The organism is Ureibacillus sp. GCM10028918, assembly GCF_042666115.1.
Classification (GTDB): Bacteria; Bacillota; Bacilli; order Bacillales_A; family Planococcaceae; genus Ureibacillus.
Genome location: NZ_JBHTFK010000005.1, coordinates 765,808 through 792,279, shown reverse-complemented (window position 1 = coordinate 792,279; position 26,472 = coordinate 765,808). Strand labels below are relative to the sequence as shown.

Genomic DNA, 26,472 nt, shown 5'->3' with positions numbered 1-26,472 from the left:
ATGTACATTTATATGTTCATACGCTTTCTTTAAAGGGTGAGATAAATTGAATATACCAAAGCTCTTAATCCAATCAACCGATGCAAAAGTAGGTTTGTCCATACAACAACCCAAACAACATATTCAGCAACCACCTGCTGAGTTGCAAATCAAGCAACCTTCAGCAGAAATATCTATAAGTGTAGAAAAGGGTCAATTATTTATTGATGCGTCACAGGCTAGAAGTGAATATGGATTTAAGACAATACAAGAATTAGAGAAAATGGCAGCAAAAAAGGGATATCAAGACTTATTGGATGGTATCGCAAGAAGGGCAAGAGAAGGGGGTCAGTTAATGAGTATTGGAAAAAACAACAATGCACTACAATCTATTGCCAAGTCCAAAACATCACCCAACTCAAAATCTCTAGGAATTGTATTTATACCAAGTGCAAAGGTAAAACTTGACTATAAACCAGCGGAAGTTGATATAAACGTACAAACAAAAGAACCGATTATAAATGCAAAAATCAATAAACCAATTCACAATTATACACCAGGAAAGGTAAATGTAGATTTAATACAATATCCTTCCTTAAAAATTGATTGGTTAGTGTAAGGGGGAATAGAAATAGTGATTATTGAAACAGATTATTTGGGGAAAATTGAAATTGACCCTTGCAATATTATCAAGTTTGAACATGGCATTCCAGGATTTGAAGAAGAAAAAGAGTTTATACTGTTATCAATCGATGAGCAAAGTGCCTTTCAAATGTTGCAATCGGTAAACAATCATACCCTGGCCTTTGTTGTCATAGATCCAGCATATATAATTTTAGACTATAGTTTTAATTTAGAGGAATCCATTGTCCATTCACTAGAAATACAAGAAGAACAAGAAGTTGCAGTTTATTCGATTGTTTCATTAAAAGATACAATCCCCAATTCAACCATTAATTTAAAAGCTCCAATTATTATCAACAAGACGAACAATAAGGCGAAGCAAGTCATCTTAGATAAAGAGGAATACACAACGCGTCACCGAATCGGTACAGAAAGAGGTGTATAAATGTTAATCCTATCGAGAAAAGCTGGAGAAACGATTTGGATAGGGGAAGAAGTTGAAATCGTTATATCTGAAGTGAAAGGTGAACAAGTAAAGATTGGCATCCGTGCACCTCGAAATGTCGATATTATCCGTGGAGAACTAAGGGAAGATGTGTCAGCATCTAATACTGAAGCAGTAATTAAGAATTTTAGTCTATTTAATGATAGAAGTAGTAAATAATACTAATAAAAATTTATTATAAAAAACTATTAAACATCCTATACATCCTCCGATATTAATTATGTAAGCAAGGATGAATAGTACGGCCGGCTAGATTCCTTGTCTATAAAAATAGCTGCCCACAAGGATGTGGGCAATCGATTCCAGGGAGGAACAAATAATGAGAATTAATCATAATATCGCAGCTTTAAACACAAGCCGTCAATTAGGTATTGCAAACAACAACCAAGCTAAATCTATGGAGAAATTATCTTCTGGTTTACGTATTAACCGTGCAGGAGACGATGCTGCAGGTTTAGCAATCTCTGAAAAAATGCGTGCTCAAGTTCGTGGTTTAGACCAAGCTTCTTCAAACGCACAAGATGGTATCTCTTTAATCCAAACAGCTGAAGGTGCATTAAACGAAACTCACTCAATCTTACAACGTATGCGTGAATTAGCTGTGCAAGCGTCTAACGATACAAACACTGATACAGACCGTAAAGAACTTCAAAAAGAAGTAGATCAATTAGTAGAAGAAATCGATCGTATTGCAAATACTACTGAGTTCAATACAAAAAAACTACTTAACGGTGACTTAAAAGGAGTTACAGATGCAGCTCAATCTGTTAAGTTTGATGAAAGATCTAATGAAACTGTTTTCGCTTCTATTTCAGGTGCAACTGCTACAGTTAGCGCTGATCACACATATAATGTAGAGATTAGTTCTGCAACTGCATCAGGTACTTACACATTCACTTGGAGAGATGAAGAAGGTAACACAGGTACAGTTACTGGTTCAAACGGTACGGCTATTACTATTGGTGATGCTGTAGTTACACTTGGCTCTGCTTTAAGCTCTGGATCAATTGGTGAGGAAGCAACTTTCACTACACGTAAAGCGGTTTCGGAATTAGCTGATAATTCATTAACTTACCAAATCGGTGCAAACTCTTCACAAACAATGAAAGTTTCAATTGGAGATATGGATGCAACTGCACTTAAAGTTAATAAAATTAACGTAAGTAGTTCTCAAGCTTCTGAAGCTTCAATTTCTGCTATTAATCATGCGATTGAATCAGTTTCGGCTCAACGTTCAAAATTAGGTGCTTTCCAAAACCGATTAGAGCACACTATTAACAACTTAGGTACTTCATCTGAGAACTTAACAGCAGCAGAATCTCGTATCCGTGATGTTGATATGGCTAAAGAAATGATGAACCAAACAAAAGAATCTATCTTGGCTCAAGCTTCACAAGCTATGTTGGCTCAAGCTAACCAAAAACCACAAGCAGTACTTCAATTATTACAATAATAAATATTTTATAATAAATTATAAATAATAAGGCTGACTAATAATTTAGTCAGCTTTTTTTAAAGGACGATATTATGGATATTCAATTATTAGAACTAAAAATTTCTTTAAAGGAATTAATTAAGAATTTGATTTTCCGAGTCGATGATGTGTGTCAAAATATTAAAAACAATGAAGAAGAGCGTTTGAAATTTTGGCTAGAAGATTTATCCATGTTAACAGAAGTAACAATAATTTTATCTCAAAGAAATATTGTAGATTTTGATATGGATTTATTTAATGAAAAAGTTGAACTACTATTGGAAAAAATTGGAAGTCAAGATTTTCTTTTCGTTGAAGAAATTCTACAGTTTGAAATTAAACCACTATTAGTTTATTGGGATGGATGTATAGCAAATGACTAAGAAAATTAGTATCTGTATGATTGTCAAGGATGAGGAAAAAAATTTACGTAGATGTTTAGAAAGTTTAACGCCGTTATTAAATCGTAATTATACGGAATTAATTATTGTTGATACGGGATCATCAGATAACACCATTGATATTGCAAAAGAATATACAAATCAAGTTTATTTTCACGAGTGGAGTGGAAACTTTTCGGATATGAGAAATATTTCTCTTTCTTATGCAGTTGGAGATTGGATATTTATTATTGATGCTGACGAAGAATTAGAAACCCCTGAAAAACTAATTGCTTTAATAGAAAGTAATAATATTAATAATTTTAAAACAATTAGAATTCGAGAGAAGCATTTATTGTCAAGTGAAGGAAAAAAATGTGTAACTCATATTCAAGAACGCTTATTTAAAAATGATGGAAAATTCCAATATAGAGGGACCATTCATAATCAACCAATCTATCAACATCCAGTACTAAATACAGATATTTGGCTTAAACATTATGGGTATATTAATGATGATAAGGAGCTAATGGAAAAAAAGTTTGAAAGAACTGCAAATATGTTAAGGAAAGAGTTGGAGAGAGAACCTGAAAATGTTTACTATCGTTTCCAATTAGCTCGATCTTACATGATGCATGGTGAGTATGTTGTTGCGTTGGAGGAAATCACGAAAGCATATAAAGATATGAAAAGTCAAGATAAAGAGCTAATTGTTCATAGATATTATGTTTTTGGTGAATTTGCTCGTATGGCGTTATATGCTAAAAAGTATAAGGATGTTATTGAAATAGGTAAAGAAGGAATAAGATATAGCGAAAATTACTTAGATTTATATTATTACATAGGACATGCATATTTAGATTTAAAAGAAAATGAAAAAGGACTAGAATATTTAGAAAAATATTTCGAATTATATATTAAATATAATAAAAACGAGTTAGATGTATCTCGCTTTACAGCTGTTGAAATGTATTCACTTGAAGAGACTAGTTTTGAGAGAACATTAAATCGTGTCGTCTCAACTATCTATAAAGACCCATTAATGATTGGAAAAAATATTGACAATTATAATAGGTACCTTAAGGAAACAGGCAATAAAATTTTAAGATATAAAGTGTTGTCCCAATTAATGATTGTAGATGGAAATTATTCTGGTTTAGTTGATGTTTATAATTCAGTAGAGAGTGAACAAGTTTATCCATTTATAAACTACTTAGAAACATTAAAGAAGGATTTAAGTGATAAAGATAAAATGGAGATGGAACAATTGTTTTCTTCTCTTGACGGAGATTTTGGATTACTTAATCTGATTAGATTATCTAATAGTCCAACTAAACATCTAATAGATTTTATAAATCAATATGACATCATTAAATATTCGGATGATGTAATAATCGAATTTGTTAAGTACTTAATTAATAGTAATATCTTGTATAAATTTTTCAAAAAGCTTGATAATGTTACAATGAAAAAAATAGTAAAAGTGTTAATAGATAATGAAAATAAAATAGATTATTTTATTAACAGCTTAAGAACTGATTTTAGATTTAATGATTTCCAAAATAATAGAATATTTTTAGCAATAGCCAATGTGATACTTTTATCAGAAATTGAAGAAATCAAAATTAAACCAATGAATACAATTGAAAATTTAAAAGATATTTTTTATAAATATATTGAAAAGGGAATAGAAAATATCAATTTCAGATATAATATTGATCGAATAAGATTAATCTATAATACAAATGAAAATAGCGAAGAAAAGTTTTTAATGATAATGTACTTATACTCAATACATCAAAAGAATGGAAATAAATCATTAGCATTAAAATACCTTAAAGAAGCTGGAGAAGTATATCCATATTTTGCTACATTTTTAACGATGATAGTGAATTCTATAAAAGAAGAGATAAAAGTCGAAGAAGTTCGTGATTCTTTTAATTATATGAAAAATCAAAAAAGTATCAAAGTACTACATGGTACTATTGAAATTGCTGGACAAATGAATACCTTGGTAAATGGTTTAAACCATTTAGAAAATGTAACAGCTACTGCATTAGATTATTATCCTAGCTATTTAAGTTATGGAAATGCGAATCTAATTGATCTAATGAAATTAGAAAATAAAACTGCTGAAACACAAAAAATACTTGAATCAGCAATTGATACATTTGATATATTCCATTTTCATTATAATAGGTCTTTATTAACTAATTTATCGGATATCCCATTATTAAAGGAATCTAATAAAAAGATATTTATGCATAACTGGGGTTCAGATGTTAGGTTGTTGTCGACTGCGAAAAAGCTAACGCCATATGCTAAAACAAAAAATGAAAATGAAGCATATATTATTAATCAATTAGAATACTTAGGAAACTACATTGATGATTGTATTGTTGGTGATGCTGAATTATATGAATATGTAAAAGATTTTTATAAACGTGTTCATTTTGTTAGACAAGCTTTAGATATAAGTCAATATAGTCCTACTCCAAACTTTAAATTTAGAAAAACTAAACCTGTTATCGTTCATGCACCAACTTCTTCCGATTTTAAAGGCACCAATACAGTTCATGCTGTTATCGAAAACTTAAAACTAAAGTATGATATTGAATATAAATTGGTAAAAAATATGTCTCATGATGAAGCCAAAGAGATATATCGCGGTGCAGATATTATTATTGATGAGCTTCACAGTTTAGGACATGGAATTTTATCACTTGAAGTAATGGCTATGGAGAAGCCTGTTATTACTAGTATAAGTGACTTTATGTCTGATTTTTATCCAAAAGAAATTCCAATAGTATCTGCTAATCCAGATACTCTAGAAGAAAAAGTTGAGCTATTAATAAATGACTGGGAAATGCGTAAAGAGTTAGGTATTCAAGGAAGAAAATATGTCGAAAAATACCATGATCATAAAAAAATTGCACTTGATTTATTGAATATATATAATGCGTAGATTAATATTATCTTTACTATCTAAAGAGTTACCTTTAAATGGTAACTTTTTTAGATTCTTTTTTATAAACTAAATTCATTTTTTTACGATAATATAAGTAGAGAACACACATATAAAAAGCATTATTATTTATTGGAGGATGTAATGGGAAATACAATTATACAAAAAGGAAAAGAAAAGCAGATTTGCAGTCGATGCATTTATGATGAAACTGTAAATGGTATTTATTTTGATGATAATGGAGTATGTAACTTTTGTCATACAATGGAAAACTTTCTAGAAAAGTATCAGACAGGTAAACCAGAAGGAAAGAAAAAATTAGAAAGAATTATTAGTCAAATCAAAATTGATGGTAAAGGAAAGAAGTATGACTGTGTAATCGGTGTATCTGGAGGGACAGATTCTTCATTCTTATTGGCTAAGTTAATAGAGTGGGGATTAAGACCTTTAGCTGTTCATTACGATAATACATGGAATACTGCCATAGCAACGGAGAATATTAGAAAGGTTCTTGGAAAGCTTAATGTAGATCTCTATACATATGTTGTTGATAATAAAGAAGCAGATGATATTTTCCAATCTTTTATGAAGGCAGGTGTTCCTGAACTTGATGCATCAACTGATTTAGCATTGGCAGAAGTAATGTACAGAGCGGCTGCAAAATTTAATGTTAAATATGTTATTGAAGGGCACTCCTTTGTTACAGAAGGAATAGCACCTATTGGAAGTATGTATTTTGATGGGAAGTATATTAAGTCGATACACAAACTTTTTGGAAAACTTCCGATGAAAACCTATCCATTAATGAATTTTTCTGCAATGATGAAGTGGACGCTACTGAAGAGAATTAAGAAGATTCGTCCTTTTTGGTATATAGACTATAATAAAGAAGATGCAAGGAATTACCTTCAAAATGAGTTTAATTGGGAGTACTATGGTGGTCATCATCTGGAAAACAGAATTACTGCTTTTCAACATTCCTATTTTAACTATTATAAGTTTGGAATTGATAATCGAAATTTAAGTTTAGCTGCGTCAGCGAGATCAAGATTAATGCCAAGGAATGAAGCTATTGATATATACTATAATCAACCTCCATTTATTGAAGATGGACTTATTGATTATTTTAAAGAGAGAATGGGTTTGTCAGATGAGCAATTTGAGAAACTTATGAATGTTCCAAACAAGAACTATAAAAATTATAAAACGTATAAGTCACTATTTGAAGCACTAAGACCACTTTTTTATTTGTTAGCTAAAGCAAATCTTGTTCCTATGAGTTTTTATATCAAATATACGTCAAAAGATAATATGACCCAAAGGAAGTATTGAATATGATAACAATTGTTGATTATGGATTAGGTAATGTTGGTTCAGTAGTTAATATGTTTAAACGTTTAGGTGTTAAAACAGTTGTAACATCCGAAAGAAGTGAAATTGAGCAGGCTACAAAGTTGTTATTACCTGGTGTAGGGCATTTTGATGCAGCAATGAAGCGTATAAAAGAATTAGATCTTCAAGGGGTATTAGAAGAAAAGGTAATAGAAGAAAAAATACCGATTCTAGGAATCTGTTTGGGTATGCAGCTATTAACTAATGGTAGTGAAGAGGGAATACATAGAGGGTTCGGATGGATAGATGCAGAAACCAAGAAATTCAGCTTCGAAAATTTAGATTTAAAGGTCCCTCATATGGGATGGAATCTGGTAGGTATTTCCAACTCCTGCCAACTTACAAGAGATTTCGAAGAAGATTTTCGATATTATTTTGTTCATTCTTATTATGTAAAAGTGAAAGAAACTGTTCATTCAATGTTGAAAACTAATTATGGGATTGAATATGATTCTGGAATCTACAAAGACAATATTTATGGTGTACAGTTTCATCCTGAAAAAAGTCATAAATATGGCCTGAAATTGTTAGAGAACTTCGCCGGAATTTAACTTATGATGTGTTCTCGTACTATAACTGTTTTAAATGCACTAAGATTTTTATAGATAAAAATCAGCTTAATTTATTAAATAAACAATTAGTAGGAGATGATGTTTATAATCCCTACTAATTGATATTTTACTTATGGATGTTTAATGTGAAAGGATAATAAGATTATGCTACGTACACGAATAATACCTTGTTTATTGCTAAAAGAGAATTCGCTTGTAAAAACTGTTGAATTTGATAAATTAACCTATGTAGGAGATCCACTAAACACGTGTCGTATCTTTAATGAATTAGAAGTTGATGAGATGATGATACTTGATATCACTTCCAGTATTGGGAACAAGGAACCAAATTATCAAGTACTCGAATCTCTTGTTAGCGAATGTTTTATGCCACTATCCTATGGTGGAGGGGTAACTTCATTAAAAACGGCAGAAAGATTATTTAGGATGGGTTTTGAAAAAGTGGTATTGAACAGTATTCTTTTCAAAAATCCTAAAATTGTTAGTGATATTGCAAATGTTTTTGGAAATCAGAGTGTTATTGTTTCGATAGATGTTCGAAAAAGTATTTTTAGAGGATACGAAGTCTATTCACATTCAGGTACTAAGAAACAAAAGGTAAATATAAAAGAATGGACTAAATACCTAGAAGAAATAGGGGCTGGTGAAATCTTGCTAACAAATATTGATAGGGAAGGTTCATGGAAGGGGTTTGATTTATCTCTAGTTAAATCAATTTCAGATTCTGTTCGTATTCCAGTTATTGCTCATGGTGGTGCTGGAAATATAAAACATATTGAAGATGCAGTTAAAGTTGGAAAAGCCTCTGCAGTCGGTTTGGGTAGTATGGTCACATTCCAAAGTGAGGGTATGGGGGTATTAGTTAATTTTCCTGACAAGAAAAAATTAGTAAGTAAACTTGTTTGAGTATTATCTAGAAAATTAAGGCTTCGGTTGCTCTAATTATTGTAAGAGTTAAATAACCCTCACCACCTAATTTTATCGTATTTTGGGATAATCACATCAACTTTAATGCGATGCATTTTATCAATATCCAGATACAAAACAGATGAGGTAACACATCCAAATCAAGTGGGTAGGAATCTAGTGTGAAAACTTGGTGTAATTAAAATCAAGTAATTATCCAAGTATGTACAGAAAGAAGAGATTACTACATTTCGATACAAGAATTTATCGATTCAAAAAAGCTAAATAAGTGATACAACAATGCCTACCTAAACTATTAGGTAGGCATTGTTGTAGGCTCACTTGTTTAGAGTGCTTCGTAATTTTATAGCAGGGTTCCCGACCATTACAGAATTTTCCTTAACATCTGTTAAAACATTACTCCCCATTCCAATTAATGAATTTTCCCCTATTTCTACACTACCGATAATTGAACTATTTGTACCTAAGTAACAAGAACTATTGACTGTTACACCACCTGAAATGTTAACTCCGCTTGCGATACATGTATAGTCTTTAATAATAACATCATGATTTAGCACTGAATTTGGGAGAATAATAACATGGTTCCCGACTCTCACATTTGATGTAATCGTTACATTTTGGAAAACAACACTACCCTTACCTAGAGATGACATTCTCGATACACTCGCAGATGGGTGTATTAAGGTTTCAAATCGTTCTATTGGTATCTGTGTTCCCGTGAGTATATTTTCCTTATAATAAAAATTTCTTTCACTTCCTATACCATTAATAAAGAAATGATTAGTTTGGTATTTAATTGCATCACTTAGTGGACCAAGTACTTTTACTCCGTAGATTGTTTTACCCCATTGTTCTGGATTATCATCCAAAAAACCAGAACAATGGTAAGTGAATTTAGTTTTATTTATATCATTGATAATATCAAGTATATCTATGCAGTTTCCGCCTGTTCCAAAAATAATAATTTTTTTAATCATAATTCTCCTATTTTTAAATTAATATATTAATGATTTCAAGTTATCACAAATATACTGAATTTCATTAATACTTAATTCTGAATGTAAGGGAAGTGCTAATCCTGATTCAAAAAGATTCTTTGCAACAGGATAATCGTTTGAATCAAAATTATATTTATCTCTATAATATGAAAGCATGTGAATAGCTTGCGCTCCAAGGTTTGTTTCTATGTTTTTCAGTTTCAGGTTTTTAATAATTTCAGCTCTCTTAATATTAGAATTAATTACTACCATAAATGTTTGCCAGGCATGTCCCTCAAAAGGTTTCGGAAGTTGGATACTTTTATCACCTTTTAATTGCTTAAGGTAATAATCCACTAAGATTTTTCTCTGAGCAAGCCAACTATTAAAGGTTTTAAGTTGATGTGTTCCTAAAACTGCTTGGAATTCTGTCATTCTATAATTGAAGCCAGGTAATATAAAATCCATGGTACCATCAGCTTCTTTAATAACCCCATGGTTACGAAGTAAATTCATTTTTTTTAAAAGTTGTGGATTGTTAGTAACTACAACACCGCCTTCACCTGTGGTAATTGCTTTTCTTGGGTGGCAAGAGAAGCATCCAATATCCCCAAATGTACCAACATGTTGTTCATTCCATTTGGTACCTAGAGCACAGGCTGCATCTTCAATTACAAATAGTTGGAATTTATAAGCAATCTCCAAAATTTTAGTCATATTTGCTGGTGCCCCAAATTCATGCACAACAATAATCGCTCTTAGTCTTTCTTTATCCTTATAATTAAGAATCGATTCTTCAAGTTTTTCTGGATCTATATTATAAGTAAATGGATCAACATCTACTAACACTGTTTTAGCTTTTTGAATCTCAACTACATTTGCAGTTGCCGGATAGGTAAATGCAGGGACTAAGACTGCATCATTTTCACCGATATCAAGTGCTGCTAGTGCTACATGTAATGCAGCAGTACCACTAGACACAGCTAAAACTCCTTGTGTACCAATGTAGTCTTTTAACCCTTCTTCAAACTCTTTAACATGTTGACCCTGAACAAGCATACCTGATCTTAATACTTCAGAGACATCTTGGATTGCTTCTTCACTAATAATAGGTTGTGATAATTTAATCATAGTTAATCTATTCCTTTAAAATATTCTGCTGTCTTTAAAATACCTTCTTCTAAATCAACCTTTGCTTCAAAATCCAATAAATTCTTGGCTTTGTCAATTTGTGGAATACGTAGTTCTATATCAGCAGAATGTTTTTGAGTGAAAATTATTCTCGAGTTTGAGTTTAGAACTCTAATTATGGTATTTGCTAAACCATAGATAGTAGTTACAGTTCTAGAGTTACCAATATTAAATGATTCACCGATAGCTTCATCATAAACTAATGATTTAATTACTCCCTCAACCATATCATCTACATAACACCATGCTCTGATTTGTGTACCATCTCCATGAATTTCAATATCTTCGTTTTTCAATGCTTTCAAAATAAAAGTTCTAAGAGCTCCTTCTCCAACTTGACTAGGTCCATATACATTAAAGGGTCTAACTGTTACTGTTGGTAAATTATATTGTTTATAATAAGCATAGGCCATATGTTCTTCAGCAAGTTTACTTACAGCATATGTCCAACGAGCTTCTCCAACAGCACCTAAAACTGTCGGACTTGTTTCTTCAGATTTAAACGCTAATTGTCCGAATACTTCGCTTGTACTAAAGCATACAACACGCTTACAGTCATCAAGAGTTCTAGCTGCTTCTAGTAAATTTGAGGATCCTATCATATTTACTTGCATTGTTTTTACTGGGTTTTTTATAACAGTATCTATTCCTGCAATTCCAGCACAATGAATAACATAATTTGATCCTAAAATACTTTCTTTTAAATGCTCTAAATCTAAGATGTCCCCTTTAATTACAGTTAAGTTAGGATGACCTTTAAAATTTTTATTTTTTAACGCGTCACGATTGAAAGTATCATAAATAATAACTTTATTGTTTTCTATTAGTTCTTCAGCTAGTGTGGAGCCAATAAATCCTGCACCTCCTGTAATGAAAATGGTATTATTTTTTATTTTTGTTTTATTCATTTTAACGAACCCTTCTTATTATGTAATTAGTTTTAGTTATTAACTAAAGTATTTAGTAATTATTTCACAAATATATTCGATTTCATTTGGTTTAGTATAAGGATGCATAGGAAGGGATAATACAGAATCACAAATCTCATTACTAACTGTAAATACAGTATTGTCATATATCAGATTTGTAAATGCTCCTTGCTTATGCAAAGGCTTAATATAATACACCATACTTGGAATGCCATGTTCTTTCAGAAAAGACTGTAAACCATCTCGTTCTTTTTTACTTTTTAATTTAATTGTATATTGGGCAAAACTAGAGTAGTATCCCCCAGGAATAATAGGAGTTTCTACAATACCATTTAATCTTTCAGTATACAGTTTATATACGTGATTGACATCATCTAACTCGTGATCGGTAAAGGCTTTTAATTTTACTTTTAGAATTGCTGCTTGAATACTGTCCAGCCTAGAATTAACACCGATTCGTACATTGTCGTACTTATTTTCACCTTTTCCGTGTATTTTTAATGAGTTAATTAAATCAGCTAAGTCTTCGTCATTCGTAAATATTGCTCCTCCGTCCCCATAGCATCCTAAAGGTTTAGCTGGAAAGAATGAAGTGGTTGCAGCATTCCCGAAACTACCTGCTTTTTTCCCATTAATATGTCCACCAAACCCTTGAGCAGCGTCTTCTAAAACTAATAAATTATATTTTATTGCAATTTTTTCGATTTCAGGATAATTTGCTGGTAAGCCAAACAAATCAACAGGGATTATTACCCTCGGAGTTAGTTTTCCTTCCTCGAGGGTTTTTAGAATAGTATTTTCTAGTTTTATAGGATCGATATTAAATGTATCTCTATCGACATCAACAAAAACTGGTGTTGCCCCGCTAAAAGCAACAACTTCACCTGTTGAGAAGAAGGTGAAATCCGGTACGAAAACAGCATCACCTTCTTTGATCCCCCAAGCCATTAATACAAGGGACATAGCGTCTGTTCCATTTGCACACGTGATACAATGTTTGACACCTATGTAGTCTGCTAGTTGTTCTTCCAGTTCTGTTACTTCTTTACCACCTATAAAATTGGCGTCATTTAATACCGTTTGAATTGCAGAATCTATTTCCGCTTTGTATGTTTGGTACTGTGCTTTCAAATCTCTAAATTCCAAAGTTCTAACAACTCCAAATAAATTATTTAGTGTCTACTGCAAATAGTTTTAGTTGTCCATTCGATAACGTATATTCTCTTTGGCAATCTAAACAATTTAAATCTTCTTTAAGAACAAATCCACACTCACATACCCAGCCTTTTTGTTTTGCGGGCACTCCAATCATTAGAGCATAATCAGGAACGTCGGTAGTAACTACTGCGCCTGAAGCTATCATTGCAAATCTACCAATTGTATTACCGCAAACGATTGTAGCATTGGCACCTATTGATGCTCCGTGTTTTACTAGGGTTTTTTTATACCCTTCAACACCTTTTGGGTAGTTGCTTCTAGGAGTTAAATCATTAGTAAATACCATTGACGGACCACAAAAAACATAATCCTCAATTTCAACCCCCTCATAGACAGATACGTTGTTTTGTATTTTAACTCCATTTCCAATAATAACATTATTCCCGATATTAACGTTCTGGCCGAATGAACAATTCGTTCCTACTCTTGCTCCACTTTGGATGTGACAGAAATGCCATACTTTTGAGTCAGGACCAATATGAACATTTTCATCTATATAACTGCTTTCATGAACAAAATAATTCATTAATTAAATCTTCCTTTAAAATCTATTGTGCTACATTTATCCATAGGCAATCTCACACTTTTTCCTTCAGCAGCTGATTTGTATATTGCTAAAACAAGCTCGAGAGCTCTTCTTCCATCTTCTGCTGTTACATAAGGATCTCGATCAGTCTGTATTGCCACTATTACGTCCGTATAAAGGGGGATATGCCCAAAACCATAAACACTTGGAGGATTTTCATGATATTTTTCTTTTACTTCATCTGGATTATCCAAGTTATCTGCAAAATGCCATTCCTCTATAATATTGACAGATTTTCCTCCAGCTTTAACAGTTCCTTTTTCACCAAAAAGGTATAATGTTTCTTCTAGGTTCTTTGGAAATATATTTGTTGTGCCTTCGATTACTCCATAGCTGCCATTTACAAATTTAACAAGAGCTAAACCTAAATCTTCAGCTTCGATATAATCATGATTAAGATTATCTGTCATTCCGATTACTTCCACGATGTCGTCACCCATCATCCATCGCAGTAAATCGATATTATGAATACATTGATTCATTAATGCTCCACCATCTTGTTCCCATGAACCGCGCCAAGGTGCTTGTTTGTAGTAGTTCTCGCCACGATTCCAACGAATATTTGCTGTTCCATGCAGCATTCTTCCAAAACGATTCTCTTCAACTGCTTCTCGAATCTTTTGGATGGATTTGTTAAATCGATTTTGATGACAAGCACTTACTTTTACATGTTTTTCATTTGCTCTTTTAATTATTTCATCTGCGTCTTCTAGTGAAAGTGCAATAGGCTTTTCAATAATTATATTACACCCAAAATCAATACAGTCTAATGCGATTTGAGCGTGGGAGCCACTTTCAGTACAAATCGCTACTAAATCTGGTTTCTCGTCTTTTAGCATTTCTTTATAATCTAAGTATTGTTTGGTTGTAGGTTGAAGATTGAAATTATTAAATTTCTCCTCCATTTTTTCATGTAATAAATCACATATAGCCACAATTTCGAGATTGTTCTCAATCGCCGCTGCGATATGGTTAGGTGATATTCTTCCGCATCCAATTAATGCATATTTTAGGCTCATTATTTGTCTCCTATAAAAGCTCTATATTTTCTCTTTTTTCTACGTGTTTCATGGCATTTTTTGTATCAAAAATTGCTTTGGCGTGTTGTTGAACAAAGTTATAATCCACATTAGTATGGGCTGTAGTGATGATAACTAGATCTGCCTGTTCAATTGATTTTGAAGTCAATGCAATTTCGCCAACTCTAAGAATGCCATCTTTATAAAACTGATTTACGTAAGAATCATAGTATTTCACTTCAGCACCTAATTGTTCCAGTATTTCTAATACTTCAATAGCAGGGCTTTCTCTATAGTCGTCGATGTCTTGTTTATATGCAACGCCAAGTATCAGAACTTTTGCACCGTTAACAGCTTTTTTAAACGTGTTAAGAATTTTGCTAGCACGTTCTACACAATATTCAGGCATACGGTCATTAATCATCATGGAAGATTCAATCATTGATGTATGAAAACCATATTCCCTTGCTTTCCATGACAAGTAGTATGGATCTAAAGGAATACAGTGACCACCGAGTCCTGGTCCAGGATAGAATGCTTGAAATCCATAAGGCTTTGTTTTGGCAGCATCAATTACCTCCCAAAGATTAATCTCCATTTTATTACACAACATGGCAAGTTCGTTGATAAGTCCAATATTTACATTTCGATATGTATTCTCAAGGATTTTTTCCATTTCTGCAATAGCTGGAGAAGATACTCGATGAATAGGTGCTTCTAATATGCTTTCATAGAGTGTTGCTGCAACTTCTGTACAGGTTGGAGTTATGCCTCCAACAACTTTAGGTGTGTTTTTTGTTTTATATATTAGATTTCCCGGATCTACCCGTTCCGGTGAAAAGGCAAGATAAAAATCGACTCCACATTTCAAACCTGACCTTTCCAAGATAGGCTTTACTATTTCTTCTGTTGTACCTGGATAAGTAGTAGATTCTAAAACGATTAACATATCTTTATGCATATAAGGGACAATGCTTTCTGCGGAAGCTTCTACATAACTAATATCAGGCTGCTGATGTTCATCAAGTGGGGTAGGAACACAAATACAAACACAATCAGCCATAGCAACTTCTGCAAAATCTGTTGTAGCAGATAGTAGACCAGTTGAGACTAATTCGTTAAGATCTTCATTAACGACATCCCCGATATAATTTTCACCTTTGTTTACCATTTCTACTCTAGACTTTTGAATATCAAACCCAATTGTTCTAAATCCGGATTTAGCCTTTTCAACTGCAAGAGGCAAACCTACATATCCTAAGCCGATAACTCCGAGGGTGGCTGTTTTATTCAATAATTTATTTATAATATCACTCCGAACAGGAGTGGATTGAAGTAATACCATAATTTATCCTCCTAGTAAATTCAACACTAAAATTGTTTCTTAATATTAGTATCGACTATTATATTGGTTTTGTTAATCTATTAATATATGGATTCTTTGTTAAATCTCAATTATTGAAATAATGCTACGAAAATAAATAATATTAGGCTTATGATTTAAGAATATTTTGATTGGTTTAAAATATTCAAATTCTCTACCGATAATAAAAAGGATAAGAAAAATAAGGTGGCGAAACTCATGAAAATAAACCATAATATAACTTCGCTAAATGTATATAACAAACTTAATATAGCAAATTCATCGCAAGGAAAATCTATGGAGAAACTATCTTCAGGTTTACGTATAAATAGAGCAGGTGACGATGCTGCAGGATTAGCAATTTCAGAAAAAATGCGAGCGCAAATTAGAGGGCTGGCACGTGAACAACAAAATATGCAAGATGGTATCTCGTTAATTCAAACTGCTGAAGGTGGGCTACAGGAAATCCATTCATTATTACAGCGTGGTCGTGAATTATCAGTACAAGCTAAAAATGATACTTTAACGGATTCGGATCGTGAAGCTGTTCAAGTCGAAATTGATGAAATTGTTAAGGAAGTGGATCGTATTGCGAATACAACAGAATTTAATACGATATATGTCCTAAATGTGAAATCTTCTAATGATCAACAACAAGAAAAGTTAGCTGTAGAGGCATTGCAAAAATATTGGTTGAAAAATAGTGAGGATTTAATATCTACACACTTTGGTTTAACTGCAGATGGAGCTCCACTTGACATCCAATTTATTAAAAATTCTGGTGATGATCGAGTAGCCTGGGTATCGGGTTCATACTATGTTGCGAGTTCCGATGGAAGATACTTCAATCAAAAATTAGTCCTTGATATGAGTGATTTTTCACCAGTTGAGATGCCAAATGGTGGTGGCTCATGGATATCTAATGACCGTATTATTGGGCATGAAATGGTTCATGCAGTAATGGGAAGAACAACGAATATGAGAGATCTCCCTACATGGTTTGTAGAAGGAACAGCTGAATTTATAGCAGGTGCAGATGAACGCTTAAAAGGTGACTCGAACAATGGGACAGATTTTGATCAGTTGAAGAATCAAATCGAGAATTGGGATAGCACTAGTGCAGATTATTCTGCTGCTTATGCAGCTGTGAAGTATTTGGATGCACAGATTACAGGTGGTATTAAATCTTTGTTTGACCAAATTAAAGTAGCTGAAGTTGGTGGTCCTGAAGAAACTTTAGATAATGCATTGACAAACTTAATAGGAATGGATGTTGCATCATTCATCTCAAATTTTAAGGCAAATGCAACACTGGCAAATTCTAATATTAATTTATCTGATCAAGATACAGGTGCTATTGGTGGCGGAGATGATTCTAGTACGATTCCCGATGCTCTCAATGCAGATTTAACGAATCCTTTAGCTGGTTTTGTTGAAAATTGGCCAACTTTTGAAGATACACCATCTTCAACTTTACAATTAGGCAAATTTATTAATGTTGGATTAACTGATGCTTCAAGTAAATCCTTAGGAATAGATAATATAAATATCCTAAGTAAAACAGATGATAACATTTCTATCTTTGATGGAGCGATTACTTATGTCTCATCAGAACGAGCTAAATTAGGAGCCTATCAGAATCGCCTTGAAAAAGCGATGTCTGTAGCTGCTAATTCTGAAGAAAATCTAACAAGTGCAGAATCAAGAATTCGTGATGTTGATATGGCAAACGAAATGATGAGACAAACAAAACAATCTATTCTTGCCCAAGCTGCACAAGCAATGTTGGCTCAAGCAAACCAACAGCCTAATAGTGTATTACAATTAATTAGTTAAAAAGTAAGAAAAAATTAAGCCCACCTATGAATAGGTGGGCTCAGATTGTCGACAAAAGACCTTCAGAATGGTCTCATTCTGAAGGTCTTTTGTATTTTTAGAGGACTTTTGGGTATTTTACAATCTTATCTTAAGGAAAAGTACTCTACGAGTATTCTTATTTAGACCATTTCTGGAGCTTGCCATGTCCAATTGGCAAGCTTCTTTAAATTCATGGCAGCAAAAGTAAGCATCGCCTGCATGGACAATTTTTTTATCCCACGTAGGGTTGTCCATCGCATACCATGCTTTTCTTTGGCATCCGCAAAGACACGTTCAATCGTTTCTTTACGTCTTGCATATATTTGTTTGATCTCGTTTTGATGACGAAGATGATCCGCTTCCTCTACATGTTCTGCCCAAATATGACGCTCAATGATTTTCCGGTGATCCTTACTATTCGTACATTGAGTAAGCAAAGGACAGGTTGCACATAGAGAAGGGTTTGATTTGTATTGGCGTTTACCTTCTTTAGTGGTAGTGGAATATTTAAGAACTTGCCCTTCCGGACAAAGGTAACAATCATAGTACTCGTCATATACATAATCGTGTTTCCGTAAAAATCCATCCTTCGTTTTTGGACGTGTATAAGGGAGTGCAGGTTGAATCTCTTGGTCAAATAAGAATTTAGTAATCGCAGGAGTTTTATAAGCAGCATCGGCAGCAACAGCAAGTGGCTTTTTCACTTTTTCCATAATCTTTTCAACAAGTGGCTGAAGCATATGACTATCATGAACATTCCCAGGTGTCACAATCGATCCAAGTATAAATCCATAACGATCAGCTGCAGCATGGAATGAATAAGCAAACTGTTTCGTTCTTTCATCTTTTACATAGTATCCACTTTCAGGATCTGTCGTACTTTGCTTAATTTCCTTCACTTCTTCTTTTTCAAATTTATCAGGTGGAAATGGCTTCTTCCCGTGATTGATACGATCTTGATTCAACTCTTCTTGAAGTTTGGCTTCATATGCACGAGTCTCTTTACGAACAATCTTCTTTTCGAATTTACGTTTATTCGCACTCGCTTTTACATGAGTTGAATCGATGAAGACATGGTCAGCACTTAGTAATCCCTTATCTGCAATTTCTTTAAGAATACGATAGAAAATCTGTTCAAAGATTTCAGTATCTTGGAATCGACGTTCATAATTTTTACCGAAGGTAGAAAAGTGCGGGATTTCTGAATGAAAGCCAAACCCTAAAAACCAGCGATACGCCATATTGGTTTCAATTTCTTTTATTGTCTGACGCATTGAACGAATTCCAAATACATATTGCACAAATGTCATTTTAATTAATACAACCGGATCTACACTAGGTCTACCTAGGGTAGAATACAGTGGTTCTACTAGTGAATAGATGAAAGAAAAATCAATAGCGGACTCAAGCTTTCTGACAAGATGGTCTTGTGGTACAAGTTGCTCAATTGTAATCATCTCGATTTGATCGCGTTCATTTATTTGATTTTTCGACATCATTTCCATTCACCTCAACCTATATTTAGAAAGTAGTTGATTGTAGTGTAGGCGGCGACTCCTGCGGGACAAGCGTGACGGCCGATACCCCGCAGGAGCACAGCGACGAGGAGGATTGGCCCACGCCCGCGGAAAGCGTCCGCCGAAACGGAAATCAACTAACTCTATTTTCAAAAGCAATTAATTTTATTTTATAAGAAAAAAGACTGTAGGCAAACTCGAAAATTCGAGTTTGTCTACAGTCTGAGCCCACCTATGAATAGGTGGGCTTTCCTTTAGTAATACGTTAAGAGACAAGTAGAAAAATTAATTTTTTAAGACTCAAACTATCTATAATTTTGCCGATATAAATAATAATTAAACTGTTGAGAGGGGTAATCATATTTATGGTGAATCGTATTTCGGATAGTCTTTATATGACTTCTAAAAAAGAAGAAAAAGTTAAACCCCAAGTTTCATCTATAAATAATCAGATTGAAACCAAAATTCATGAAAACTCAACAGAAGATATTTTACCCGCGGATAAAGCTAAACAAATGACAGAGAGCTTGAATACCTTACTTGAAACTACAAATACCAAACTAAGATATGAGTTTCATGATGAACTAGAAAAATACTATGTGACAATAGTAGATACGAAAACAGATAAAGTTATTCAAGAAATTCCCAACAAAAAGTTAATGGATATGTATTCAGCTATGTTGGATTTTCTAGGTTTGTTTATTGATAAAAAAATTTAAGAAGTTGGTGATTTATTATGCCTTTGAGAATTAGTGGACTTGCAAGTGGTATGGATACCGAAACAATGGTTAAGGAACTGATGACTGCAGAACGTCTCCCTTTAGATAAAATAAATAAAAAGAAACAATATACGGAGTGGCAAAGAGATGATTATCGTGCAGTAAACCGTTCTTTATATGATTTCCGTAATTTAACAAGTGATACAATGTTAAAGCAAGCAACGTTCATTAAAAAAGCAGTTTCATCTTCTGCCCCAGATGATGTATCTATTAAGAATATAAATTCTGTAAGTGATTTCTCAGGAAAAATTAATGTTAAACAACTTGCGGAAGCAGCTTCAATGCAAAGTTCTGACAAAGTAGTGGACTCTGAAGATGCTTTGTCAAAAAAGTTATCTGAGCTAGGAATCACAACAGTACCTTCCTCGTTTACTATTAGAAGTATTAAAGAAGATGGAACACTTGACAGTGGGTATGAAGTGAAAATTAGTAGTGATTCTACACTTAAAAGCGTAATAGATGATATTAATAAAAATTCAAATGTAAATGCCTTTTATGATTCTTATACCGGAAAACTAGCCTTTACAGCTAAAAATAGTGGAAATGTTGAAGGTGGAAACGAAATTGAGTTTTCAGGCAATTATAGTTTCTTAAAAGTTGATCAGAATAATACAATAGCAGCAGACCCTGCCAACGCTAGAGGAAATGTGGGGAAAAACGCAATATTTACTTTTAATGGATTAGAAACTCAAAGGCAATCTAATACATTTAATATAAATGGTTTCGAAATCACTTTAAAACAAGCAAGAGAAACAGATATTACCTTTAGTTCTGAACCGGATGTCGATGCTATTTTAGAATCGGTAACAAAATTTATAGATGAATATAACAAGCTAATAGCAGATTTAAATACTCAAATCCGTGAAACCAAAAACCGGGATTATGAACCTCTAACTGATGCTGAAAAAGAAGAACTGTCAGAAGATCAAATTGAAAAATGGGAAGAAAAAGCGCGAAGTGGTACCTTGAAAAATGATAGCATTATTTCAAGTGTTTTAAACAAGATGCGTTCTTCATTATCAAATAGTGTAAATGGAGTATCAGGTGCTACTATATTAAGTGAAATCGGAATTACAACTTCCAATAATTATTTAGATAATGGTAAGTTATCGATTGATGAAACGAAACTTAGACAAGCAATTTCTGAAGATCCTAATCAAGTTTATGAATTATTTGCAGCAGATGGTGATAAAGATTCTGAAAAAGGACTAGCTAGACGTTTAACATCTGCATTAGATGATGCCCGAAAACAAATTACAGAAAAAGCAGGCTCAGATTCTGCGATCAATAACAATTTCGCGCTTGGTCAATTATTAAATAATTACGACGACCAAATTAAACGCTTTGAAGACCGTTTAGAACAGGTGGAAAATCGATATTGGAAGCAATTCTCAGCTATGGAAACTGCAATTCAAAAGGCAAATTCACAATCTTCCTATCTTGCAGGAATGTTCAATACAGGTTACTAATTATTATTTGAAATGAAATGATTAATTTAAGGAGTGCTAAAGTTGGCAGCAAATAATCCATATAAATCATACCAACAGAATAGTGTCTTACAGTCTACACCAGGTGAACTAACATTAATGTTATATAATGGTTGTTTAAAATTCCTTAACATGGCTAAAAAGGGAATTGAAAACAATAATATAGAAATGAAAAATATTAATATACAAAAGTCACAAAATATACTTCGAGAATTAATGATTACTTTAGATATGTCAGTTCCAGTTTCTGAATCTCTACAGGTGCTATATGAATATATGATTCATCAGTTGGTTGAGGCTAATATTAAAAATGACCCAACGTTAATTGATGAAGTTTCAGGGTATATTACTGAATTTAAAGAAACATGGAAACAAGTTATTCAAATGAATAGACAGCAACAATATACTTCTGTTGGTGAAATATGATTCGTGAGAGCTTAAAAGAATGGGAAACTATTACTGAAGTATTATTACAAATCTTAGAAAGTAATGTCAGTAAAAATCGTGAATACGTTATTCAACAGATAGACGAATTGTTAGAAAAAAGGGAAATTATTAAGAGCGATATCTTGCCACCGTTTAATAGTGATGAAATGATTTTTGGACAAAAATTATTGAATTTAGAAGAAGAGCTAGCGGATAAGTTAAATGACTTTGCTAAAAACATAAGTGGAGATTTAGAAGTAAACCAAAAGAGAAAGACCTCTTTGCATGCGTATTTGAACCCTTATAATAAGGTCTTTAGAGATGGTACTTTTTATGATGCAAAGAAATAAATGATTATAATCATTTAAATTTAAATAAGTATAAAAGCCTTACATTCGAAGCACTTGATGTAAGGCTTTTATTTTGTCTAAAGGCTATTCTTTAGACATTTGAATTATTTTTAAATAAAAATTTAGAATTACTATTCCTGGGTTAACAAAAGGAATTTATAGTCAAAAGTTATATAGACAGAAGAATATACATTCGTTACCTTGGAATAGGAAATTTTTTAGGAGGAAACACCTATGCATTTTAAGAGGCAAGAAGGGTTTCGTTTTGTTTTTAATGAGCCGATTGAAGCAAGTTTTAGATTATTAGTGAACGGACAGCCTGTGGAAGCTTTGGGGAGTTGTCCTGGCCAAATATTAGATGTAAGTCCGCGAGGCGTGAAGATGTTTTCAGAAGTGAAGTTTGGGGAATACCTAAATAAGGCTACCCTACAAGTCGAATTGCAATTTGTGTTGGATGTGACGACGATTCAAGCGGTTGGAGAAATTGTTTGGCGTAAGCCCTTTGGTCGAGGTAATCAATACGGCATATTGTTTCAAGCCCAAAAGAATATTGATGAACTCATTATTAGTGAGATGAAGCTTCGACGTAAAAAAGAGGTATTACAATCCAAACAAAATCGATAAAAACTAAATAAATTTATCGACACAAATTGCTGCATTACCATTTCTTTGTACAAATTACAGGTTAGTTCTTTTATTTATATTCTCCTAAAGAGAGGTATTAACAATGGAATGTAAACAAATTCTGAAAACGAAAAAACGTAAGAGATGAATTTTTTCTAAAATATTTGTTAAAAGTATGTGAATGAAATTGTCGAAAGATGAAAAAGATTCTCTAGTAGTGGTAGGATTTTTTGAACCTATGGCGAATATATATTTACATAGGTGTAATAAAAGGAGGAGTTTACATGATTAACTTTAACATTCGTGGTGAAAACATTGAGGTAACTCCAGCGATACGCGAGTACGTTGAAAACAAGATTGAGAAAATCGAACGTTATTTCAGTGAAGGCGTAGATGCTAATGCAAACGTGAATTTAAAAGTTTACAATGGCAAGCAAACGAAAATAGAAGTAACGATTCCTTTGAAGAACCTCACACTGCGTGCAGAAGAGCGTCATGATGATATGTATGCAGCAATCGATTTAATCGTAGACAAACTTGAGCGCCAAATTCGCAAGCACAAAACGAAGGTCAACCGTAAATTCCGTGAAAGTACAGGCATCTATTTCGCACAAGAAGCATTCAACGGAACTGCCGCAACCGCTACAGAAGAAGATGAAGAATTCACAGTTGTGCGTACGAAGCAATTCGACCTAAAACCAATGGATCAAGAAGAAGCAATTCTTCAAATGAATCTTCTTGGACATGATTTCTTCGTCTATACTGATTCTGAATCAGATGAGACGAACATTGTCTATAAACGCCGTGACGGAAAATACGGCTTAATTGAAACGAATTAATTTTAAATACGAAAATAATTATCTTATCGGCCCTTGCAAATGCAAGGGTCTTTTTTCTTTGGAGCAAACATGGAATCTTACTCAATTATCATTTATCACAATAGCTATTGAAATTTTACATGGTTTGCGCTTAATTGAACATACTGAATAGGAATTATTATCACAAAACATTGAAGCATTTTTCATATAGGAGTGAAATCGGTGTAGTCATCTTGTTGAGGATGGAAGATTCGGTAGGACTTTCTGTTGCAATTTTTTAAAGGAGGATTGAAATGGCTGTCATATTGAAGTGGGTTTCTGGTGGACTGGAAGCCTTGTTGGGAATCCCCATACTTGGAGGGACAATAATCATTGCCCTCTCTTATTTCCCCTTACTAGTTATGTTAATCCTTCATATTGCCACATTAATTGTTTGTAAGAAAGAAGGCAAAAGCAAAGTTGGGAGTATTTTGGGGATTGTTACAAACCTCCTTGCTTGGATTCCTTTTTTAGGAATGGCAATGCATATTATTACGGCTGTGATTTTATTGGTTACTGCGTATCAAGATGGGAAGAAGAATTCATTTGGATAATAAATAAAGGAGCGCATACAAAAATGAGAAATTTATTGCTATTTATAACTGTTATCGGAGCCATGTTGCTAGCTGCTTGTGGTGGGGATAATGAAACAGCGATTGACTCAACAGTTAAAACGAACGAGGAGCAAACAACCGGGGATACTGCAACTGAAAATGCAACTGAAACTGAAACAGAAGGCGGGGAAGAAGCTGCACCTGCTGAAGAGGAAGTATCAGAAGTAATTGTAGATGATGCCAACGTAACAATTACGTATCAAGGAACTACGACACAAGAGGACGATATCTTTGGAAAAACAGCATCGATCAAGTTCCAAATCGTCAATAAACTGGGCAATTCCATTGAGGTGCAATCAAGAGAACTATCAACAGACAATGTCATGGTAGATGAGACATTGATTGCTTATTCTGAAACAGTTGCTGCTGGGAAAACGGCAAACACAAGTATAGAAATTTCAGAATATGAAGGATATGATTTCCCTACTTTTAATGAAAATATCGAACTTACACTAATCGTTATGAACGGGGATACATGGGATACCATCGCTGAATACCCGGTCAATATTTCAGTGAAATAAACATTCGTAACTGGGATATTACTATAACAACGCACAAATGCTGTAACATCTGCATTTGTGCGTTTTGATTTTGTCGCAAAATGAAGAGCATTTAATGTGGTCAATATTCTATTTCATTGCACAGCAAATTCTCACTTCACCATCATAATCCTTCCCTCATTTTCCACAAACCGCTCTTTCCCAACTACTTCGAACCTATTTATCTTCAATTCGAACTACCTAAAAAAATAAAAAAATATGGAAAATCATACTTTTTTCATAGTTTCTATCGATAGAATATGTCATCTGACCCCATTTACCAATTCATTCGACAAAATACAACAATATTATCGAAAAAAATCAAATAGAATTTCCAACACTCGAAACTATCTGCTCATGCCTAATTATCTATAAATCTAGCTATGAAATTTCGCCCAGCTTTGACAACTTTTTTTACTTATCTATACTAAAAACTGTAAAAAAGTGTTTTGTTAATAACAAAAGAACTTTAGAAATGCCAAATCAAACTAAAAAATTGTGTATTAGAAGGTAGGGGAATTTGTGTTAGAGGCAAAACGACGTGCGGCCATTTTTCTTTTACTTGCGTTTATCTTAGCGGCCGTCGCAGGCTACTTAGTATTGGAAAAGGTCAAACAACTAAATGCAGAGCTTGGGGGGATGGTAGAAGTTTATGTTTCCAATGGAGATATCCCTGCTCGTACATTACTTCAATCGAATCAACTAACCAAGATGGAAATTCCTCAAAAATTCCTAACAGCATCTCATGTTACAGATGAAAATGACATCCTCGGTCAGGTATCGGTTGTTCCTTTAGAAAAAGGGGATATGATTACGCAAAATATGCTGAAGAGTTATTCCAACCTTCAAAATGAAAATAATCGTCTTGTTGCGCTATATCGAACAGATAAAATTCAGTTCGACCAGGAAATCGCTGCACTCGATCGAGTAGATATTGTTGTATCGATTGAAAAAGAAGGAAACAAAAGTACTGAGCTTTTCATGAAAGATGTGGCTGTTTCTTTTGCACAAGGGACAGGTGAGAAATTTGCAGGGATTGGGGTTGAAGTTTCCTCAGAGGATGCAACCAAGCTGATTCATATGCAAAACTATGCAGAATACATACGTGTGCTTAAGGCGAATGTTGGGCAGGACGATGAGGTATCACAAGAGGAAGTCAAAGAAGAGGTTCCAGCAGAATCCACTAAACCAGCAACGACTGAACCTAAAACAGAAGACGCACAAAACACGCAAAAGGATCCTGCTGCAAAAACAAATACTGAAGAACCGCAAGCCCCAAAAACGAATGCACAATCTTCAGAAGGAAATTCGTAAGGGG

At 33.4% G+C, this 26,472-nt stretch carries 27 protein-coding genes; 19 read left to right on the top strand and 8 right to left on the bottom strand.

From position 1 onward, the window contains the following. Nucleotides 1-46 precede the first annotated feature (46 nt). The 9 genes from ACFQU5_RS07015 to ACFQU5_RS06975 all read left to right on the top strand — a co-directional run bounded on the left by ACFQU5_RS07015 (nt 47) and on the right by ACFQU5_RS06975 (nt 8,797). Nucleotides 47-598, top strand: a complete 552-nt coding sequence (locus ACFQU5_RS07015; protein ID WP_390286126.1) for a DUF6470 family protein — start codon at nt 47-49, stop codon at nt 596-598. Between the two features lie 15 nt (nt 599-613). Further along, the gene (fliW, locus tag ACFQU5_RS07010; protein WP_390286124.1) at nt 614-1,048 is read left to right on the top strand and encodes a flagellar assembly protein FliW; all 435 of its coding nucleotides are present in this window, start codon (nt 614-616) and stop codon (nt 1,046-1,048) included. Continuing rightward, entirely contained in the window at nt 1,049-1,267 is a 219-nt protein-coding gene (gene csrA / locus ACFQU5_RS07005) for a carbon storage regulator CsrA (RefSeq protein ID WP_390286122.1), read from the top strand. Between the two features lie 160 nt (nt 1,268-1,427). Next, entirely contained in the window at nt 1,428-2,561 is a 1,134-nt protein-coding gene (locus tag ACFQU5_RS07000) for a flagellin N-terminal helical domain-containing protein (RefSeq protein ID WP_390286120.1), read from the top strand. Between the two features lie 74 nt (nt 2,562-2,635). Further along, entirely contained in the window at nt 2,636-2,965 is a 330-nt protein-coding gene (locus ACFQU5_RS06995) for a hypothetical protein (RefSeq protein WP_390286118.1), read from the top strand. Next, nucleotides 2,958-5,927 (top strand): glycosyltransferase, encoded by a 2,970-nt coding sequence (locus tag ACFQU5_RS06990; RefSeq protein ID WP_390286116.1) that lies wholly within the window; start codon nt 2,958-2,960, stop codon nt 5,925-5,927. The genes ACFQU5_RS06995 and ACFQU5_RS06990 overlap by 8 nt, the downstream gene beginning before the upstream one ends. 144 nt (nt 5,928-6,071) lie before the next feature. Next, nucleotides 6,072-7,259, top strand: coding sequence for an N-acetyl sugar amidotransferase (locus tag ACFQU5_RS06985; protein WP_390286114.1), 1,188 nt, complete (start codon nt 6,072-6,074; stop codon nt 7,257-7,259). Nucleotides 7,260-7,261: 2 nt separating this feature from the next. Continuing rightward, nucleotides 7,262-7,870: an imidazole glycerol phosphate synthase subunit HisH gene (hisH, locus tag ACFQU5_RS06980; RefSeq protein WP_390286112.1), complete on the top strand. Its 609-nt coding sequence runs from the start codon at nt 7,262-7,264 to the stop codon at nt 7,868-7,870. Nucleotides 7,871-8,035: 165 nt separating this feature from the next. After that, nucleotides 8,036-8,797 carry an AglZ/HisF2 family acetamidino modification protein gene (locus ACFQU5_RS06975; protein ID WP_390286110.1) on the top strand — a complete coding sequence of 254 codons (762 nt, stop codon included), beginning with the start codon at nt 8,036-8,038 and terminating at the stop codon, nt 8,795-8,797. Nucleotides 8,798-9,135: 338 nt separating this feature from the next. Here the strand turns inward: ACFQU5_RS06975 and ACFQU5_RS06970 are convergent, their stop codons facing one another. The 7 genes from ACFQU5_RS06970 to ACFQU5_RS06940 are packed head-to-tail and all read right to left on the bottom strand — an operon-like array spanning nt 9,136 to nt 16,086. Further along, nucleotides 9,136-9,798 carry a NeuD/PglB/VioB family sugar acetyltransferase gene (locus ACFQU5_RS06970; protein ID WP_390286108.1) on the bottom strand — a complete coding sequence of 221 codons (663 nt, stop codon included), beginning with the start codon at nt 9,796-9,798 and terminating at the stop codon, nt 9,136-9,138. A gap of 18 nt (nt 9,799-9,816) precedes the next feature. Next, a complete protein-coding gene (locus tag ACFQU5_RS06965; protein ID WP_390286106.1) occupies nt 9,817-10,929 on the bottom strand; it encodes a DegT/DnrJ/EryC1/StrS family aminotransferase in 1,113 nt (370 codons plus the stop codon). A gap of 2 nt (nt 10,930-10,931) precedes the next feature. Continuing rightward, entirely contained in the window at nt 10,932-11,897 is a 966-nt protein-coding gene (locus tag ACFQU5_RS06960) for an NAD-dependent epimerase/dehydratase family protein (RefSeq protein WP_390286104.1), read from the bottom strand. A gap of 39 nt (nt 11,898-11,936) precedes the next feature. Continuing rightward, the gene (locus ACFQU5_RS06955) at nt 11,937-13,064 is read right to left on the bottom strand and encodes a DegT/DnrJ/EryC1/StrS family aminotransferase (protein WP_390286102.1); all 1,128 of its coding nucleotides are present in this window, start codon (nt 13,062-13,064) and stop codon (nt 11,937-11,939) included. Between the two features lie 22 nt (nt 13,065-13,086). Next, on the bottom strand, nt 13,087-13,662 hold the full coding sequence (locus tag ACFQU5_RS06950; RefSeq protein ID WP_390286100.1) for an acyltransferase: 576 nt from the start codon (nt 13,660-13,662) through the stop codon (nt 13,087-13,089). Further along, a complete protein-coding gene (locus tag ACFQU5_RS06945) occupies nt 13,662-14,741 on the bottom strand; it encodes a Gfo/Idh/MocA family protein (RefSeq protein ID WP_390286098.1) in 1,080 nt (359 codons plus the stop codon). Before ACFQU5_RS06945 ends, ACFQU5_RS06950 begins: the two co-directional genes overlap by 1 nt. A 10-nt stretch (nt 14,742-14,751) precedes the next feature. Then, the gene (locus ACFQU5_RS06940) at nt 14,752-16,086 is read right to left on the bottom strand and encodes a nucleotide sugar dehydrogenase (protein ID WP_390286096.1); all 1,335 of its coding nucleotides are present in this window, start codon (nt 16,084-16,086) and stop codon (nt 14,752-14,754) included. A 237-nt stretch (nt 16,087-16,323) separates the two neighbouring features. Between ACFQU5_RS06940 and ACFQU5_RS06935 the strand changes: the two genes are divergently transcribed. Continuing rightward, the gene (locus ACFQU5_RS06935; RefSeq protein WP_390286094.1) at nt 16,324-17,940 is read left to right on the top strand and encodes a flagellinolysin; all 1,617 of its coding nucleotides are present in this window, start codon (nt 16,324-16,326) and stop codon (nt 17,938-17,940) included. A 161-nt stretch (nt 17,941-18,101) separates the two neighbouring features. Here the strand turns inward: ACFQU5_RS06935 and ACFQU5_RS06930 are convergent, their stop codons facing one another. Further along, nucleotides 18,102-19,460 (bottom strand): IS1182 family transposase, encoded by a 1,359-nt coding sequence (locus ACFQU5_RS06930; protein ID WP_390286092.1) that lies wholly within the window; start codon nt 19,458-19,460, stop codon nt 18,102-18,104. Between the two features lie 383 nt (nt 19,461-19,843). Here ACFQU5_RS06930 and ACFQU5_RS06925 point away from each other — a divergent pair, with 383 nt between their 5' ends. The 9 genes from ACFQU5_RS06925 to cpaB all read left to right on the top strand — a co-directional run bounded on the left by ACFQU5_RS06925 (nt 19,844) and on the right by cpaB (nt 26,468). Continuing rightward, the gene (locus ACFQU5_RS06925) at nt 19,844-20,197 is read left to right on the top strand and encodes a flagellar protein FlaG (RefSeq protein WP_390286090.1); all 354 of its coding nucleotides are present in this window, start codon (nt 19,844-19,846) and stop codon (nt 20,195-20,197) included. A gap of 17 nt (nt 20,198-20,214) precedes the next feature. Beyond that, the gene (locus tag ACFQU5_RS06920) at nt 20,215-21,726 is read left to right on the top strand and encodes a flagellar hook-associated protein 2 (protein ID WP_390286088.1); all 1,512 of its coding nucleotides are present in this window, start codon (nt 20,215-20,217) and stop codon (nt 21,724-21,726) included. A gap of 42 nt (nt 21,727-21,768) precedes the next feature. Continuing rightward, nucleotides 21,769-22,170 (top strand): flagellar export chaperone FliS, encoded by a 402-nt coding sequence (gene fliS / locus ACFQU5_RS06915; RefSeq protein ID WP_390286086.1) that lies wholly within the window; start codon nt 21,769-21,771, stop codon nt 22,168-22,170. Then, nucleotides 22,167-22,520: a flagellar protein FliT gene (fliT, locus tag ACFQU5_RS06910; protein WP_390286084.1), complete on the top strand. Its 354-nt coding sequence runs from the start codon at nt 22,167-22,169 to the stop codon at nt 22,518-22,520. The genes fliS and fliT overlap by 4 nt, the downstream gene beginning before the upstream one ends. A gap of 234 nt (nt 22,521-22,754) precedes the next feature. Further along, the gene (locus ACFQU5_RS06905; RefSeq protein ID WP_390286082.1) at nt 22,755-23,144 is read left to right on the top strand and encodes a PilZ domain-containing protein; all 390 of its coding nucleotides are present in this window, start codon (nt 22,755-22,757) and stop codon (nt 23,142-23,144) included. Between the two features lie 284 nt (nt 23,145-23,428). Continuing rightward, nucleotides 23,429-23,983 carry a ribosome hibernation-promoting factor, HPF/YfiA family gene (gene hpf, locus ACFQU5_RS06900; protein WP_390286080.1) on the top strand — a complete coding sequence of 185 codons (555 nt, stop codon included), beginning with the start codon at nt 23,429-23,431 and terminating at the stop codon, nt 23,981-23,983. A 272-nt stretch (nt 23,984-24,255) separates the two neighbouring features. Then, a complete protein-coding gene (locus ACFQU5_RS06895; protein ID WP_390286078.1) occupies nt 24,256-24,555 on the top strand; it encodes a hypothetical protein in 300 nt (99 codons plus the stop codon). Nucleotides 24,556-24,578: 23 nt separating this feature from the next. Continuing rightward, nucleotides 24,579-25,136 (top strand): hypothetical protein, encoded by a 558-nt coding sequence (locus ACFQU5_RS06890; RefSeq protein WP_390286076.1) that lies wholly within the window; start codon nt 24,579-24,581, stop codon nt 25,134-25,136. Between the two features lie 540 nt (nt 25,137-25,676). Beyond that, nucleotides 25,677-26,468, top strand: coding sequence for a Flp pilus assembly protein CpaB (gene cpaB, locus ACFQU5_RS06885; RefSeq protein ID WP_390286074.1), 792 nt, complete (start codon nt 25,677-25,679; stop codon nt 26,466-26,468). The last annotated feature ends 4 nt before the right edge of the window (nt 26,469-26,472 follow it).

Bases quoted from the DNA above. Each gene is read 5' to 3' on its own strand.
- ACFQU5_RS06935 (WP_390286094.1), top strand. From the start codon at position 16,324: ATGAAAATAAACCATAATATAACTTCGCTAAATGTATATAACAAACTT.
- ACFQU5_RS06925 (WP_390286090.1), top strand. From the start codon at position 19,844: ATGGTGAATCGTATTTCGGATAGTCTTTATATGACTTCTAAAAAAGAA.
- ACFQU5_RS06890 (WP_390286076.1), top strand. From the start codon at position 24,579: ATGAGAAATTTATTGCTATTTATAACTGTTATCGGAGCCATGTTGCTA.
- ACFQU5_RS06895 (WP_390286078.1), top strand. From the start codon at position 24,256: ATGGCTGTCATATTGAAGTGGGTTTCTGGTGGACTGGAAGCCTTGTTG.
- ACFQU5_RS06970 (WP_390286108.1), bottom strand. From the start codon at position 9,798: ATGATTAAAAAAATTATTATTTTTGGAACAGGCGGAAACTGCATAGAT.
- ACFQU5_RS06920 (WP_390286088.1), top strand. From the start codon at position 20,215: ATGCCTTTGAGAATTAGTGGACTTGCAAGTGGTATGGATACCGAAACA.
- hpf (WP_390286080.1), top strand. From the start codon at position 23,429: ATGATTAACTTTAACATTCGTGGTGAAAACATTGAGGTAACTCCAGCG.
- fliT (WP_390286084.1), top strand. From the start codon at position 22,167: ATGATTCGTGAGAGCTTAAAAGAATGGGAAACTATTACTGAAGTATTA.
- ACFQU5_RS06940 (WP_390286096.1), bottom strand. From the start codon at position 16,086: ATGGTATTACTTCAATCCACTCCTGTTCGGAGTGATATTATAAATAAA.
- ACFQU5_RS06950 (WP_390286100.1), bottom strand. From the start codon at position 13,662: ATGAATTATTTTGTTCATGAAAGCAGTTATATAGATGAAAATGTTCAT.
- ACFQU5_RS06985 (WP_390286114.1), top strand. From the start codon at position 6,072: ATGGGAAATACAATTATACAAAAAGGAAAAGAAAAGCAGATTTGCAGT.
- hisH (WP_390286112.1), top strand. From the start codon at position 7,262: ATGATAACAATTGTTGATTATGGATTAGGTAATGTTGGTTCAGTAGTT.
- ACFQU5_RS07000 (WP_390286120.1), top strand. From the start codon at position 1,428: ATGAGAATTAATCATAATATCGCAGCTTTAAACACAAGCCGTCAATTA.
- ACFQU5_RS06995 (WP_390286118.1), top strand. From the start codon at position 2,636: ATGGATATTCAATTATTAGAACTAAAAATTTCTTTAAAGGAATTAATT.
- ACFQU5_RS06930 (WP_390286092.1), bottom strand. From the start codon at position 19,460: ATGATGTCGAAAAATCAAATAAATGAACGCGATCAAATCGAGATGATT.
- ACFQU5_RS06960 (WP_390286104.1), bottom strand. From the start codon at position 11,897: ATGAATAAAACAAAAATAAAAAATAATACCATTTTCATTACAGGAGGT.
- csrA (WP_390286122.1), top strand. From the start codon at position 1,049: ATGTTAATCCTATCGAGAAAAGCTGGAGAAACGATTTGGATAGGGGAA.
- ACFQU5_RS06965 (WP_390286106.1), bottom strand. From the start codon at position 10,929: ATGATTAAATTATCACAACCTATTATTAGTGAAGAAGCAATCCAAGAT.
- ACFQU5_RS06905 (WP_390286082.1), top strand. From the start codon at position 22,755: ATGCATTTTAAGAGGCAAGAAGGGTTTCGTTTTGTTTTTAATGAGCCG.
- ACFQU5_RS06990 (WP_390286116.1), top strand. From the start codon at position 2,958: ATGACTAAGAAAATTAGTATCTGTATGATTGTCAAGGATGAGGAAAAA.
- ACFQU5_RS06945 (WP_390286098.1), bottom strand. From the start codon at position 14,741: ATGAGCCTAAAATATGCATTAATTGGATGCGGAAGAATATCACCTAAC.
- ACFQU5_RS06975 (WP_390286110.1), top strand. From the start codon at position 8,036: ATGCTACGTACACGAATAATACCTTGTTTATTGCTAAAAGAGAATTCG.